Genomic DNA, 13,728 nt, shown 5'->3' with positions numbered 1-13,728 from the left:
GCCCTGCCCCGCCCCGCCCTGCCCCGCCCCCGGCAGCCTTTCCGCTGACTCCGTGTCACTCGATCGGGGGCCAGTCGGCCTTCCGGCTCGGTGGGCGCACGGTCCAGGCAGCAGGATGGACCGACACACAGGGAGCGGGAGCACAGTCGATGGATCTGACAGGCGGCAGGCTGGAGTACGGCGCAGGGCTGCTGACCCTCCTCAGCGTCGGCGCCACCCTGTGGCTCTGGCCGCGGCTGGCCCGTCGCGGGGTGCTCCCGGTGGCCGGGCGGCTGCTGCTGGTGCTGGCCTCGCAGCTGTCGCTGGTCCTGCTGGCCGCGCTGCTGCTGAACTCCTACGGCGACTTCTACCCCACCTGGACCGACCTGGCGGGCGGCGGCAACACCACGGTGACCCTGGGCCGGGTGACCGGCGGCGGCAGCGAGGAGCAGGTCACCGACCTCGGCAGCAAGCTGGTGCTGCCCGCGCCGCTCGGCCCGCTGCAGCTGCGGAGCGAACTGCCGGTCGGGGGACCGCCTGGGCAGAACGGCAGCTTCAGCGCGGTGACCGTGGTCGGCGAGCGCACCGGCTACCGGCAGCCGGCTTACGTCTACCTGCCGCCGCAGTACTTCCAGCCCGCCTACCAGCACGTCGACTTCCCGGTGCTGACCTCCTACGTCGGCTACCCGGGCAGCATCCAGACCATGGTGGACCGGCTGCGGATGCCGCAGATCGCCGCGCGGATGATGCAGGACGGGCGGATGCAGCCCACCATCCTGGTGATCATCTCCCAGACCGTGGCGCCGCCCAGGGACACCGACTGCATCAACGCGCCCGGGGGCCCGCAGGCCGAGACCTATCTGACCGAGGACGTGCCGGCCGCGCTCCGCTCGGCCTACCGGGTCGAGAGCGATCCGCGCGGCTGGGGCCTGACAGGCGTCTCCGAGGGCGCCACCTGCGCCCTGGAGAACACCCTGCGGCACCCCGAGGTGTTCGGTGTCGCCGCTTCGCTGGGCGGCGAGTACTGGGAGTACGAGACCACCACCACCGGTGTCCTCTTCGGCCCCCAGGGCCCGGCCAGGACCGGTCTGCTGGACAGCTACAACCTGATCTGGCGGCTGCAGCACCTGCCGGTGCCGCACGTCCGGGTGCTGGTCGCCACCACCGCCCACGGCGAGCACGACTACCGGGCGACCGGGCAGTTCATCCGCGCCGTGACGCCGCCGATGCAGGTCACCCCGCTGGTGCTGTCCAACGGCGGGCACAACTACACCACCTGGAGCCTGGAGCTGGAGCCCGCCCTGGCCTGGCTGGGCCAGCAGCTCAACCCGCCCACCGCGGCGCCCGAGCCCAAGCCCACGGCATCGGCATCGGCCCCGGCATCCGCCCCGGCCGGGGGCGGCACCGCCCCCAGGGCGGCCGCGCCGGACGTCGCCGGGCTGGGCCTGGTGGCCGTGCCGGGCTGACGGTGCTCAGTGGCTGACGGTGCAGTAGCTGACGCTGCTCAGTGGGCGATGATGAGGCTCATCGCCTCGGCCCTGGTGGCCGCGTCCCGCAGCTGGCCGCGCACCGCCGAGGTGATGGTCTTGGCGCCGGGCTTGCGGATGCCGCGCATCGACATGCACATGTGCTCGCACTCGATGACCACGATGACCCCGCGCGGCTCCAGGATCCGCATCAGCGAGTCGGCGACCTGCGTGGTCAGCCGCTCCTGCACCTGCGGGCGGCGGGCGTAGACGTCCACCAGCCGGGCCAGCTTGGACAGTCCGGTGATCTTGCCGCTGTGCGAGGGGATGTAGCCGACGTGGGCCACACCCCGGAAGGGCACCAGGTGGTGCTCGCAGACGCTGGTCACCTCGATGTCCTTGACCAGCACCATCTCGTCGTGGCCCAGGTCGAACGTGGTGGTCAGGACGTCCTCCGGCTCCTGCCAGAGGCCCGCGAATATCTCCTGGTAGGCGCGGGCCACCCGGCCCGGGGTGTCCCGCAGCCCCTCGCGGTCCGGGTTCTCGCCGACCGCGATGAGCAACTCCCGGACGGCGTCCTCGGCCCGCTTCTGGTCGAACTCACGGACGGCGCCGGTCGCACCCTCGATGGTCACCGGGTCGGTCATGGTTCTTTCCCTCCAGTAGGAATGCCGCTGCCCCAAGGTTAGAACCTTGGGGCAGCGGCACACATTCCGTGCTATACGCGCCTGACCAGGCAGGATCAGCTCTCCGTGGGCTCCGGCGGGAGCTTCAGGATGTCCACCGGGGCCGAGCCCTCCAGCTGGCCGACACCGTTGGTCAGGGCCAGCTCCCGGGGGGACTGGACCGGCGGACGGGTGGACGGGGTCCGCCGCGCGGAACCGGTCCAGGCCGGGCGGGCCGGGCGCTTGACGATCGGTCGGAAGATCTCCGCGATCTGCTCCTTGTTCAGGGTCTCCTTCTCCAGGAGCTCCAGCACCAGGTTGTCCAGCACGTCCCGGTTCTCGACCAGGATCTCCCACGCCTCGTTGTGGGCGTTCTCGATCAGCTTCTTGACCTCCTCGTCCACCAGCCCGGCGACCTCTTCCGAGTAGTCGCGCTGGTGACCCATCTCACGTCCCAGGAAGGGCTCGGAGTTGTCGGTCCCGAACTTGATCGCGCCCAGGCGCTCGGTCATGCCGTACTGGGTGACCATCGCCCGCGCGGTGGTGGTCGCCTTCTCGATGTCGTTGGACGCGCCGGTGGTCGGGTCGTGGAAGACCAGTTCCTCCGCCGCGCGACCGCCCATCATGTAGGCGAGCTGGTCCAGCATCTCGTTGCGGGTGGTCGAGTACTTGTCCTCGTCCGGGAGCACCATGGTGTAACCGAGGGCCCGGCCGCGGGACAGGATGGTGACCTTGTGCACCGGGTCGCTGTTCGGAGAGGCCGCCGCGACCAGGGCGTGTCCGCCCTCGTGGTACGCGGTGATCTTCTTCTCCTTCTCCGACATGATCCGGGTGCGCTTCTGCGGACCCGCCACCACCCGGTCGATCGCCTCGTCCAGGGTGCCGTTGTCGATCAGCTTCTTGTCGCTGCGCGCGGTGAGCAGAGCGGCCTCGTTGAGGACGTTCGCCAGGTCGGCGCCGGTGAAGCCGGGGGTGCGGCGGGCGACGACCATGAGGTCGACGTCCGGAGCGACCGGCTTGCCCTTCTGGTGCACCTTGAGGATGTCATGCCGACCGGTGAGGTCGGGACGGTCCACCGCGATCTGGCGGTCGAAACGGCCCGGACGCAGCAGCGCCGGGTCCAGGATGTCGGGCCGGTTGGTCGCCGCGATCAGGATCACGCCGCCCTTGACGTCGAAGCCGTCCATCTCGACCAGCAGCTGGTTGAGGGTCTGCTCGCGCTCGTCGTGCCCGCCGCCGAGGCCGGCGCCGCGGTGGCGGCCGACCGCGTCGATCTCGTCGACGAAGACGATCGCCGGGGCGTTCGCCTTGGCCTGCTCGAAGAGGTCGCGGACCCGGCTGGCGCCGACACCCACGAACATCTCCACGAAGTCCGAGCCGGAGATCGAGTAGAACGGCACCCCGGCCTCACCCGCGACCGCGCGGGCCAGCAGGGTCTTACCGGTTCCGGGCGGGCCGTAGAGCAGCACGCCCTTGGGGATCTTGGCGCCGACGGCCTGGAACTTCGCCGGCTCCTGCAGGAACTCCTTGATCTCGTGGAGTTCCTCGACCGCCTCGTCGGCGCCCGCGACGTCCGAGAAGGTCGTCTTGGGGGTGTCCTTGGTGATCAGCTTGGCCTTGGACTTGCCGAACTGCATGACGCGGGAGCCGCCGCCCTGCATCTGGTTCATCAGGAACAGGAACACCAGGATGATCAGCACGAACGGCAGGAACGACAGCAGCAGACTCACGAAGGTGTTCTGCTTGTCGACCTTGACCGTGTAGCTGCCCAGCTTGTTGTCCGAGATGGCGGACTGCATCTGCGTCTGCAGCGTGGCCGCATAGGCGTCCGAGGTGTACGGCGCCTGGATCTGGCCGGTGCCGTCGATCTGCTGGCCGCTCTTCAGCTGGACCTTGATCATTGAACTGTCGCCGGTGGTCATCTGGACCGACTGGGCCTTGCCGTCGTTGATCGCGGCGACGACGGTGCTGGTGTCCTCGGTCTTGTAACCGGCCGAGGAGGACACCACCTGCATCAGCACGACGACGGCGAGGACGGCCAGCACGATCCACATCACCGGCGCACGGAAGTATCGCTTCACGTCCATCCATGCGGGGCGACATCAGCCGCCCCGTCCCTCCTGCCACTGTGCGGCGTCCCAGGCGGTCAGCCGTGGGACGCGTCCTATGTATGACCTCGACCGGTTGGTCATCCACCGTCAACCGAGACAGTGGATTATTGGACGGTACCGCAGCCATTCTCCATGAAGCTCATCAAGCGACTGCGTACCGGTGTCAAACGGCCCTTCCCCGGGTCCAACGGAGGGAAACGCTCCCCTGTTCCCAGCGGAATGTCCGAGCGGACCCTCAGCCGCCGTAGACGTGCGGCGCGAGGGTGCCGACGAACGGCAGGTTCCGGTACTTCTCGGCGTAGTCCAGCCCGTATCCCACGACGAACTCGTTGGGGATGTCGAAGCCCACGTACTTCACGTCGATGGACACCTTGGCCGCGTCGGGCTTGCGCAGCAGCGTGCAGACCTCCAGCGAGGCGGGGCCGCGCGACTGCAGATTGCTGAGCAGCCAGGACAGGGTCAGCCCGGAGTCGATGATGTCCTCGACGATGAGCACGTCCCGGCCGTTGATGTCGGTGTCCAGGTCCTTGAGGATGCGCACCACCCCGGAGGACTTGGTGCCCATGCCGTAGGAGGAGACCGCCATCCAGTCCATGGTGACCGGTGTGTGCAGGGTCCTGGCCAGGTCGGCCATGACCATCACCGCGCCCTTGAGCACCCCGACGATCAGCAGGTCCTTGCCGGCGTAGTCGCGGTCCACGGCCTCCGCCAGCTCGACCAGCTTGGCGTCGATCTCGTCCTTGCTGATGAGCACCTTCGCAAGGTCGCTGCCCATGTCCTTCTCGTCCACCCGCGGTACGTCCTTACTCCAAATTTCGGGGAGCGACCCCTCGGACCCCCACGAATCCCGCCGGCGGCGGGCGTGAGGCGGCCGGACACTGCCCGGCGCACCTGAGCGAACCCGTGGGTCCCAAGTGCTGGGGATCCGGTGTCTACCGCACCAACCTTGCCACACCGCCGCAGGACTACATGCGGCGGAAGGCCAGCCGGCCGGAGCGGCGGCGCAGTTCGACGGCGCCGGGCAGGTGCAGCGGGCCCTGCCCGTGCCAGCCGGTGACCAGCTGGTCCATGGCCTCCACATGGCGGGCGAACAGGTCGCCGGCCGGGCTGCCGGCCCGGAGCGCGCCGCGGCGCAGCACCCGGCGGCGGACCGCGGGCGGGAGCGCGGCGAGGGCGGCGGCGTCCAGGCCGTCGTCGGTCATGGCCTCGGTCTCGGCCTGGGCGGCCCAGGCGTCCAGGGCGTCGGCGTCGTCGCGGAACAGCCGCGCGGTACGGGCCAGCGCCTCGACCACGCCGCCGCCGAGGTGCTTCTCCAGCACCGGCAGCACCTCGTGGCGGACCCGGGAGCGGGTGTAGGCGGGGTCGACGTTGTGCGGGTCGTCCCAGACCGGCAGGTCCAGCACCGCGCAGGCCTGCCGGGTGATGCTGCGGTCCAGGTCGAGGAAGGGTCGGCGGTAGCGGCCGGTGGCGGCGGGCATCCCGGACAGCGAGCGCGGTCCGGAGCCGCGGGCCAGGCCCAGCAGTACGGTCTCGGCCTGGTCGTCGCGGGTGTGGCCGAGCAGGACCACGCTGGCGCCGTGCCGCTCGGCGGCGCTGTCCAGCGCGGCGTAGCGGGCGTCCCGGGCGGCGGCCTCGGGGCCTCCGGCCCTGCCGACGTGCACGCCGAGGGCGTCCACCGGGTCCAGCCCCAGCGCGCGCAGCCGGCCGGCGACCTCGACGGCGCGGCCGGTGGATCCTTCCTGCAGCCCGTGGTCGACGGTGACGGCGCCGGCCCGCAGCCCCAGCTTGGCCGCCTCGAAGGCGGTGGCGGCGGCCAGCGCCATGGAGTCGGCCCCGCCGCTGCAGGCCACCAGGACGAGCGGGGCGTCCGGTGCGGGGCGGGGTCGCGGGGTGCGCAGCTCGGCATGGCGCGGATCGACGTCGCCGACCGGGCGGAAGACTCCGGGGGCGGCGTTTCGCGGGGGTACGGGGGTTCGCTCCCCGGAGAGCTGGAGTACGGGGCGTGACGCTGCGCTGGGGCTGGGGCCGGGGATGGTTGCGGTGGTGGTGGAGGCGGCGGCTGAGAAGGTGTCAGGAACCTGGGCGGCGACATCGTTGAGGACCCGGCGTACTGCCAGGCGTATCGCGGCCACTGCGGGGTGCGGACCCATGTGTTGATCACTCCTATGAGCGGACCGGAGCGGCGGGTGGTTCGGCGAACCGTCCCGCACCGTGATGCCTCACAGTGACGGTCCGGTAGCGCACTGTCGTAGGCCGATGGTCGCAGAAGTCTGCCCCTTCCCGGCCCACCCGCGTTCGCGCAACACCCATGGTCCCCCCGGAAGGGTGAATCCCGCGCCCTTCAGGGGCGCGGGGCCGTGCTTGATCAACTACTGCGCGGACATCAGCCCCCGCGAACCGTCACTTGTGCACCCGGGCAACCCAGGCCGACGGGTCGTGGATCTCGTCCTTGGTCGGCAGGGTGTTCGGCGAGGTCCACACCCGGTTGAACCCGTCCATCCCGACCGAGTCCACCACTCCGCGGACGAAGACGGCCCCGTCCTGGTACTGCCGCATCTTCGCGTCCAGCCCCAGCGCCTTCCGCAGCAGCTGGTCCAGCCACCCGGTGCCCTTGGCCCGCCGCTTCTGGAACTTCTCGCGGATCTCCGCGACGCTCGGCACCACCTGCGGCCCGACCCCGTCCATCACCACGTCCGCGTGGCCCTCCAGCAGCGACATCACCGCCGTGAGCCGCCCCAGGATCTCCCGCTGGGCAGGCGTCTGCACGATGTCCATCAGACTCCCGGTGCCGCCGGCGCCGCCCGCGCCGTCGCCCTGCCCCGGCGTCCCGCCGAACCCGGCCGCGTCCCGCACCCGCTCCAGCAGCGTCGCCGGGTCGATGTCGGTCTCGGCGAGGAACGCGTGGATCTCGCCCTCGAGGTGGTCCCGCAGCCACGGCACCGCCGTGAACTGGGTGCGGTGGGTCTCCTCGTGCAGGCAGACCCAGAGCCGGAAGTCGCGCGGGTCCACGTCGAGCTCTCGCTCGGCCGCGACGATGTTGGGGACCACCAGCAGCAGCCGGCCGGGCTGGACCGGGTGCTCGTCGTCGAGGGAGGAGAGGTCCGAGGGGACCTCGGCCGGAGCGAAGGTCTCGTACTGGCCGAGGACCTTGGAGGAGAGGAAGGCCAGCAGCATCCCCAGCTCGATCCCGGTGACCTTGCCGCCCACCGCGCCCAGCGCCCCTCCGCCCGGCATGGACGCGCGCCGCGCCTGCATCCGGTCCGCCAGCGGGGTGATGATGGTCCGGAAGCCCGCCACATTGGCCTTGACCCAGCCCGGCCGGTCCACCACCAGCACCGGGGTGCCCGTGGCGCCCGGCGCCTGCATCCCGGTGAAGGCCCGGACGTGCTGCTCGGCATCGGCCGCGTGCAGCCGCAGCTCCTTGACCGCGGCGCGCGCCTCCTCCCGGGTGACCTCGGGTCCGGGGCGCGCCAACCGGGTCGCGGTCGCCACCGCGAGGTTCCAGTCGACCATGCCTGTCGCGTCTGCCGCGTCCGCCATATCCGCACCGCCGCTCTGGCTCGTCATATCAGCAACCGTACGTGCTCCTGCCCGTCAACGGCAGCCGCATACGGCGACGCGCGCGGCCAGCCGGTCCAGGGCGTCCCGGGCCGCGGTCACGTCGCCGCCCGCGTTGGACATGAAGGAGAAGGCCAGCAGCCTGCCGTCGCGGTCCAGGACAAGCCCCGCAAGGGTGTTGACGGTGGAGAGGGAACCGGTCTTGGCCCGGACCAGGCCGAGCCCGGTGCTGCTGCTGTCGCTGCTGAAGCGGTCGGCGAGGGTGCCGGTGTAGCCGGCCACCGGCAGTCCGCTGACGGCGGCGCGCAGCTCCGGGTGGGCCGGCGAGGAGGCGAGCAGCAGCAGCCTGGTGAGCACGGCTGCCGGGATGCCGTCGGCGGAGGAGAGCCCGCTGGAGTCGACCAGGTGGGTCCTCCCGAGCGGGACGCCGAGCCGGGTGAGCGTCCGCATGACCGCGGCCGCGCCGCCGGCGAAGGTGGCCGGGAGGCCGGCCGCGACGGCGGTCTGGTGGCCGAGGTCCTCGGCGTAGTCGTTGTCGCTCTCGGTCAGCATCCGCTCGACGATCTCGCTCAGCGGCTGCGACTGGAGCTGGGCCAGCGGCGCGGCGGCCTTCGCCGCGGCCGGGGCGGTGGTCCTCGCCGCCGAGCCCTGGACGGTGATGCCGCGCTTGCCGAGCAGCGCGGCGAAGCCGGCGGCGGCGGTCGCGGCGGGGTCGCCGTAGCGGGGGGCGTCCTCGGTGCTGTGCGGGTCGAGCCGGCCCTCGTCCACGGTCAGCGCCTGGACCAGGGCGATGTTGTCGCCGACATTGGCGGCCGGGGTCTGCGCGGGGCCGCCGAACAGGGAGATGTCGTAGCCCAGCCGTACCGTCCCGGTCCCGGACGCCTTGAGCGCGGCGGCGGTGCGGTCCGCGAGGGCGGCCAGGCCGGCGGCGGAGAGGGTGGGGTCGCCGCCGCCGACCAGGACGATCCGGCCGGGGGCGGTGCTCACCACCCGAGTGGTGAACCGGTGCTCGGGGCCGAGCAGGGACAGGGCCGCGACCGAGGTGGCGATCTTGTTGGTGGAGGCCGGGGCCAGCGGCGTGTCCTGGCCGCTGGCGTAGAGGGTCCTGCCGGTGGCGGCGTCCACGACCGACGCGGTGAACTGGCCGAGCACCGGGTCGGACAGCGCGGAGCCCAGCGCGGCGGTGAGGCCCCCGGCAGTGGGGGCGGCCGCGTCGCCGCTGCTGCCCGCGGCGGCGGTCGAGCCGCCGGCCGCGGCCGGCTTCAGCACGGCGGGCGGCGCGACCCAGCTCGGCGCGGGGACCGGCCGGGGCCGGACCATCACCGCACCGGCCGACCTGTCCGCCCTCAGGCCGCGGTCATGCTCGGCGACCCGCTGGCCGCCCGCCCAGGGCCCCGCGGCGGCGATACCCCCCGCCGCCAGCGCGAGTCCCAGCGCCCCGGACACCACCGCGACGGTCCGCGTCGGCGCCAGCGCGTAGCCCCGCGCCGCAGCCCCCCACCAAGAACCCATCCGGACCTGCCCCTTTCCCGAGCACCCCTTGCCGTAGGAGACACTATTGGCTGCGAACGACTGCCTGCGCACATCTATGACAAGCAATGGAGGAGCTGTGGAGTTCGACGTCACGATCGAGATTCCGAAGGGCTCGCGGAACAAGTACGAGGTCGACCACGAGACTGGTCGCATCTTCCTGGACCGGATGCTCTTCACCTCGACGCGCTACCCGGCCGACTACGGCTTCGTCGAGGGCACCCTCGGTGAGGACGGCGACCCGCTGGACGCGCTGGTCATCCTGGAGGAGCCCACCTTCCCCGGCTGCCTGATCAAGTGCCGCGCGATCGGCATGTTCCACATGACCGACGAGGCGGGCGGCGACGACAAGCTGCTCTGCGTCCCGGCCTCGGACCCGCGCTGGGAGCACCTGCGCGACATCCACCACGTGTCGGAGTTCGACCGCCTCGAGATCCAGCACTTCTTCGAGGTCTACAAGGACCTGGAGCCCGGCAAGTCGGTCGAGGGCGCCCACTGGGTCGGCCGCGTCGAGGCCGAGGAGGAGATCGTCAACTCCATCAAGCGCCTCGCGGACTCCGGTCAGTCCCACTGACCACCGTCCGGCTCCCCCACCGCCGCCCCGGCCCCGGACCACGGGACCCCGGGGCGGCGCTGTCGCAGGGGGTGAGCCGTCGCCGTCGCCTTGACTCCTGACGGAGCCTTAGTCTCGTTGTGGACCAGGACAGCGAAGCGGAGGGCCACGCAGTGTCGCGCTATCACGAGCTCAAGTTCCGGGCCGTCACCACGTTCCAGCGACGGGTCGTCAACCCCGTGGCCAGGCGGCTGCCGAGCCAGACCCTGCTGGAGACCACCGGGCGCAAGTCCGGGCAGCCCCGGCGCACCCCGGTCGGCGGGCGCCGGGTGGACGACGCCTTCTGGCTGGTCTCCGAGTACGGCGTGAAGTCGCAGTACGTGCGGAACATCCAGGCGGACCCGCAGGTCCGGGTCCGCCTCAAGGGGACCTGGTACCCCGGAACCGCCCACCTCCTCCCGGACGACGACGCCCGGGCCCGGCTCAGGGCCCTCCCCCGCTACAACAGCACCGCCGTCCAGGCCCTCGGCACCGACTTGCTGACCGTCCGCGTCGACCTCGCCCCCGCCTGAACCGGGCGGACGGAGACCGTGCCCGACCCGCGGGGTCAGACCCGCCGTCGGGCCCGGCGCGGGCGCCCTGCGGTGACGGTGGAGCGGCGGGCTCGCGCGGCGCGGAGTCGGCGGGCGCGTTCGTCGTCGTGCGGGGGGCGGGTGGGGCGTTCCAGGCGGGCCGCCATGCGCTCGGCCAGGAGATGGGCCCGGGTCGGCCGGACCCCCGGCGGTGTGGGTTTGCCGGCGATGAGGTCGAAGAGCCACTGCCGGGCGATGTCCGCGCGCCGGTGCCACCGGTCGTGACGGCGCCGCGCTCTGGCGAACTTGCGCGGGTTGCCGGTGTAGCGCCAGCGCGCCCACGGGCTGTTGGGACGGGCCAGCCGCACCGCGGCGATCCAGGAGACGCCCGGCACCATGATGCCGAGCATCCCGCTCCAGAACTTGCCCTTCAGCAGCGTGGTGACGGTGAACAGGGCGTTGGTGCAGATGATGGCGATCAGGCCCCAGCGCACGTCGCTGGACGGGGTGACCCCCAGCGGCAGGTAGCCGACCAGCAGCAGCCCGGTGAAGAGGATGCCGACGATGACCGCGTCCACGGACTTGCGGCCCTGCTCGCTCCAGTAGACGTCCTCCAGGTGCAGCAGCAGCGCGAACTCGTCCAGCACCAGCCCGCAGCCGATGCCGAAGACCAGGCCGAAGGCGTCCAGCCAGGGATGGGTCCCGGCGGTGGCGAACGCGCCGATCCCGCCGAGCAGCAGGAAGAACATCCCGAAGACGACATGGTGGATGTGCAGGCCGCCGGGGGTGACGTTGCCCGGCCACCAGCGCACCCCGCGGCGGATCATGCGCACGCTGAAGCGGATGAACAGGAAGGATCCGATGAAGCCGACCAGGACCAGGAACAGCGGCTGCTTGCCGGGGTCCTGGATGTGGCGGGCGTACGCCTCCCAGATGTGGTGCCACACAGCCGTCACTCCTTCCCGACTCCCACGCCCGCCGCGCCCGCGCCCATGCCCATGCCCGTCAGAACCCGCGGGTGCGCTTGGCCGCGCGGCGCACCACGGCGGGCCCCTCGCCCTGCGGGACCCGCAGGAACAGCCGGGCCACCTCGCCGCCCAGGTTCACCCCGACGGCCAGGGCCAGGGCGATGGCCGCCGCCCGGCTGATCGAGACCAGGCCGTTGACCGGCTCGCCCTTGGCGAAGGAGAGCAGGCCCAGGTAGATCACCGAGCCCGGCATCAGCGGCCCCAGCGCGGCGGTGACGTACGGCAGCGAGGAGGCGTAGCGGTAGCGCGAGGCCAGCTGTCCGAACAGGCCGACCATCCCGGCGGCCAGCCCGGTGGCGATGATCGGGGAGAGCCCGCCCTCCACGGTGAGCACCCCGAACACCGCCCAGCCGATACCGCCGAAGCAGGTCACGAAGGGGAGCACGTGGCGGGAGGTCTGCAGCAGCATCGCGAAGAAGAGTGTCAGCGCCATCGCGGCCGGCAGCTGCAGCGCCGGGTACGCGCGGGTGGCGAAGGTCTGCTCGGGGTGCAGCGAGGCGCTGAACTTGACCCCCACGTAGAGCACCAGCATCACGCCCAGGACGATGCCGACGACCAGGTAGACCACCTCCAGCAGCCGTGCCGCCGCGGTGATGTAGAAGCCGGTGAGGCCGTCCGCGACGGCGGCGACCAGGGCGCGCCCCGGCAGCAGGGCGTACAGGCCGCCGGTGATCACCACTGAGCCGCGCAGCCCGGAGTCGCCCAGGGTGAGCACCACGCCCATCCCGGCGGCCGGCATCGCCGCGACCACGAACTGGTAGAACTCGGGGAGCCCCTTCCTGGCCACGCCCCAGGCCAGCCGGTCGCCGATGACGGAGGCGACGAAGGCGGCGGCGAAGACCAGCCAGGCCTGGGCGTCGCCCCTGCCGCCGACCAGCAGCGTCGCCGAGCCCGCGAGCAGCCCGGTGCCCAGCGACAGCACCCAGCCGGGGTAGGGGTGCCGGTTGCGGCGGATCTCGGCGAGGGTGCGGTAGGCGTCCTCGGTGCTGGCCTGCTCCGCGGTGATGTCGGCGACCAGCCGGTAGACCGCGCCGAGCCGGGTGTAGTCGGAGCCCCGGCGGCGCACCACCCGGGAGGCGGTGACCGGCGGCTCCACCAGGGAGGGCTGGTACGAGATGGAGATCAGGGTGAAGGTGACCTGCGGCTCGCAGCGGTCGAGCCCGTAGGCGTGGCTGACGCCCAGCATGGCCGCCTCGACGTCCTCGGCGCTCTCGCCGCTGGCGAGCAGCAGCTCCCCGATACGCAGCGTCAGGTCCAGGACCCGGGGGACGTTGGGTCCGACCTCGGCGGGCTCGGGGGTGCTGCTGCGCTCGAAGGCGGGCCGCTCGTACATGGGGGTGCGCAGCAGGGTGCGCATCCGGTCCGGCCAGGGGGCGGCCCCGGGGGCGCCGACGCTGAGCTTGGTGAGCGAGATGCCGCTGGGCGGGGTGTAGCCGAGGGCGAGCCAGTCCTCGGTCGGCGGCTGGGCCGGTGCGGCGGCCGGCGCCGGGCCCTGCTCCAGCGAGGAGGGGGTGGTGCCGACCGGTTCGGCGTGCCCGAGCAGCCCCGGGGTGACCGTCCCCCGGGCGTCGTCGTCCTGCTCAGGCTCGCTGCCCTGGGGCACCCTCGGCTCCTTGTCCCGTCGCTGTCGCTGTCGGCTCCGTTTCGTCGGCTCCGGCACAACTGTGCCTGATCAGCAGGGGTGACGCACACCCGGCTGTTGACGCGGTGTCGGCTCAACGAAAGGGACGACGATCGGTCACTGACCCCGTTCGGGGGACATGCACCGATCTGGATGGAACTTTATCGACTTGTTGGTGAATGCTGGGCACGCGACGTCAGGACCGACGGCAGGGGTCGGCCAGCCCCCCGTCACCATCCACACCATCCCAGGGAGTTCGCGTGTCCCGTTTGCGCACCTTCGCGGCGTTCACCGCGTTGGCAGCCTTCATGTGCCTCGGCATCGGCACGGCGACCGCGGCGAGCAACGCCGCCGGCGCCTCACAGGGGTCCAACAGCAGCATCGTCAGCAATGGCGGCTCTGGCAGCCTGACCGGCGCGGTCAGGGGCAACGCCGACGCGTCCCAGCAGACCGGCACCGGGGGCGGAACCTCCGACGGTGCCGACACCGGCGGCGTCGCCGGAAGCACCGGCTCGGTGGCCGCGGCGCAGTCCACCGGCAACTGGTCGGCGGTGGACGTCTACTACTAGCCGCACCGCACCGCGGTGCGAGCACCCCGCCCCTTGCCCGGCACCACCCCGCTCCACCAGCGCCGGAGCGGGTGGG

General features: G+C 72.0%; 12 protein-coding genes. 4 read left to right on the top strand and 8 right to left on the bottom strand.

The annotated features are described in order from the left end of the window. Positions 1–149: 149 nt before the first annotated feature. Positions 150–1,445 (top strand): alpha/beta hydrolase, encoded by a 1,296-nt coding sequence (locus TR46_RS36850; protein ID WP_042411318.1) that lies wholly within the window; start codon positions 150–152, stop codon positions 1,443–1,445. Positions 1,446–1,483: 38 nt separating this feature from the next. Here TR46_RS36850 and folE read toward each other — a convergent pair whose 3' ends face one another. The 6 genes from folE to dacB form a co-directional block, all read right to left on the bottom strand. Then, a complete protein-coding gene (folE, locus tag TR46_RS36845; RefSeq protein ID WP_042411315.1) occupies positions 1,484–2,092 on the bottom strand; it encodes a GTP cyclohydrolase I FolE in 609 nt (202 codons plus the stop codon). Positions 2,093–2,187: 95 nt separating this feature from the next. Next, positions 2,188–4,197, bottom strand: coding sequence for an ATP-dependent zinc metalloprotease FtsH (gene ftsH, locus TR46_RS36840; protein WP_042411312.1), 2,010 nt, complete (start codon positions 4,195–4,197; stop codon positions 2,188–2,190). A 259-nt stretch (positions 4,198–4,456) separates the two neighbouring features. Continuing rightward, positions 4,457–5,011: a hypoxanthine phosphoribosyltransferase gene (gene hpt, locus TR46_RS36835; protein ID WP_042411309.1), complete on the bottom strand. Its 555-nt coding sequence runs from the start codon at positions 5,009–5,011 to the stop codon at positions 4,457–4,459. Between the two features lie 175 nt (positions 5,012–5,186). Continuing rightward, positions 5,187–6,371 (bottom strand): tRNA lysidine(34) synthetase TilS, encoded by a 1,185-nt coding sequence (gene tilS / locus TR46_RS36830; RefSeq protein WP_042411306.1) that lies wholly within the window; start codon positions 6,369–6,371, stop codon positions 5,187–5,189. A 250-nt stretch (positions 6,372–6,621) separates the two neighbouring features. After that, positions 6,622–7,788 carry a zinc-dependent metalloprotease gene (locus TR46_RS36825; RefSeq protein WP_042411303.1) on the bottom strand — a complete coding sequence of 389 codons (1,167 nt, stop codon included), beginning with the start codon at positions 7,786–7,788 and terminating at the stop codon, positions 6,622–6,624. A gap of 27 nt (positions 7,789–7,815) precedes the next feature. Then, positions 7,816–9,291: a D-alanyl-D-alanine carboxypeptidase/D-alanyl-D-alanine endopeptidase gene (gene dacB / locus TR46_RS36820; protein ID WP_042411300.1), complete on the bottom strand. Its 1,476-nt coding sequence runs from the start codon at positions 9,289–9,291 to the stop codon at positions 7,816–7,818. A 97-nt stretch (positions 9,292–9,388) separates the two neighbouring features. Here dacB and TR46_RS36815 point away from each other — a divergent pair, with 97 nt between their 5' ends. Together TR46_RS36815 and TR46_RS36810 are read left to right on the top strand one after the other, a co-directional pair. Beyond that, a complete protein-coding gene (locus TR46_RS36815) occupies positions 9,389–9,883 on the top strand; it encodes an inorganic diphosphatase (protein WP_030254020.1) in 495 nt (164 codons plus the stop codon). A gap of 152 nt (positions 9,884–10,035) precedes the next feature. Beyond that, positions 10,036–10,434 carry a nitroreductase/quinone reductase family protein gene (locus TR46_RS36810; protein WP_042411324.1) on the top strand — a complete coding sequence of 133 codons (399 nt, stop codon included), beginning with the start codon at positions 10,036–10,038 and terminating at the stop codon, positions 10,432–10,434. A gap of 35 nt (positions 10,435–10,469) precedes the next feature. On the opposite strand, the gene TR46_RS36805 is transcribed toward TR46_RS36810, so the two are convergent. Together TR46_RS36805 and TR46_RS36800 are read right to left on the bottom strand one after the other, a co-directional pair. Then, positions 10,470–11,381 carry a hypothetical protein gene (locus tag TR46_RS36805; RefSeq protein ID WP_063770759.1) on the bottom strand — a complete coding sequence of 304 codons (912 nt, stop codon included), beginning with the start codon at positions 11,379–11,381 and terminating at the stop codon, positions 10,470–10,472. A gap of 58 nt (positions 11,382–11,439) precedes the next feature. Continuing rightward, positions 11,440–13,065, bottom strand: coding sequence for a threonine/serine exporter family protein (locus TR46_RS36800; RefSeq protein ID WP_236655694.1), 1,626 nt, complete (start codon positions 13,063–13,065; stop codon positions 11,440–11,442). Between the two features lie 278 nt (positions 13,066–13,343). On the opposite strand from TR46_RS36800, the gene TR46_RS36795 reads away from it, so the two are divergent. After that, positions 13,344–13,652 (top strand): hypothetical protein, encoded by a 309-nt coding sequence (locus TR46_RS36795; RefSeq protein WP_042411294.1) that lies wholly within the window; start codon positions 13,344–13,346, stop codon positions 13,650–13,652. Positions 13,653–13,728: the final 76 nt, after the last annotated feature.

This window comes from Streptacidiphilus carbonis (genome assembly GCF_000787775.1).
In the GTDB taxonomy this organism is placed as follows: Bacteria; Actinomycetota; Actinomycetes; order Streptomycetales; family Streptomycetaceae; genus Streptacidiphilus; species Streptacidiphilus carbonis.
This window is presented reverse-complemented; position numbering and strand designations above follow the sequence as displayed.

Excerpts from the sequence above, each read along its gene's own strand:
- TR46_RS36850 (WP_042411318.1), top strand. The coding sequence starts at position 150 with ATGGATCTGACAGGCGGCAGGCTGGAGTACGGCGCAGGGCTGCTGACC.
- folE (WP_042411315.1), bottom strand. The coding sequence starts at position 2,092 with ATGACCGACCCGGTGACCATCGAGGGTGCGACCGGCGCCGTCCGTGAG.
- ftsH (WP_042411312.1), bottom strand. The coding sequence starts at position 4,197 with ATGGACGTGAAGCGATACTTCCGTGCGCCGGTGATGTGGATCGTGCTG.
- tilS (WP_042411306.1), bottom strand. The coding sequence starts at position 6,371 with ATGGGTCCGCACCCCGCAGTGGCCGCGATACGCCTGGCAGTACGCCGG.
- TR46_RS36825 (WP_042411303.1), bottom strand. The coding sequence starts at position 7,788 with ATGACGAGCCAGAGCGGCGGTGCGGATATGGCGGACGCGGCAGACGCG.
- dacB (WP_042411300.1), bottom strand. The coding sequence starts at position 9,291 with ATGGGTTCTTGGTGGGGGGCTGCGGCGCGGGGCTACGCGCTGGCGCCG.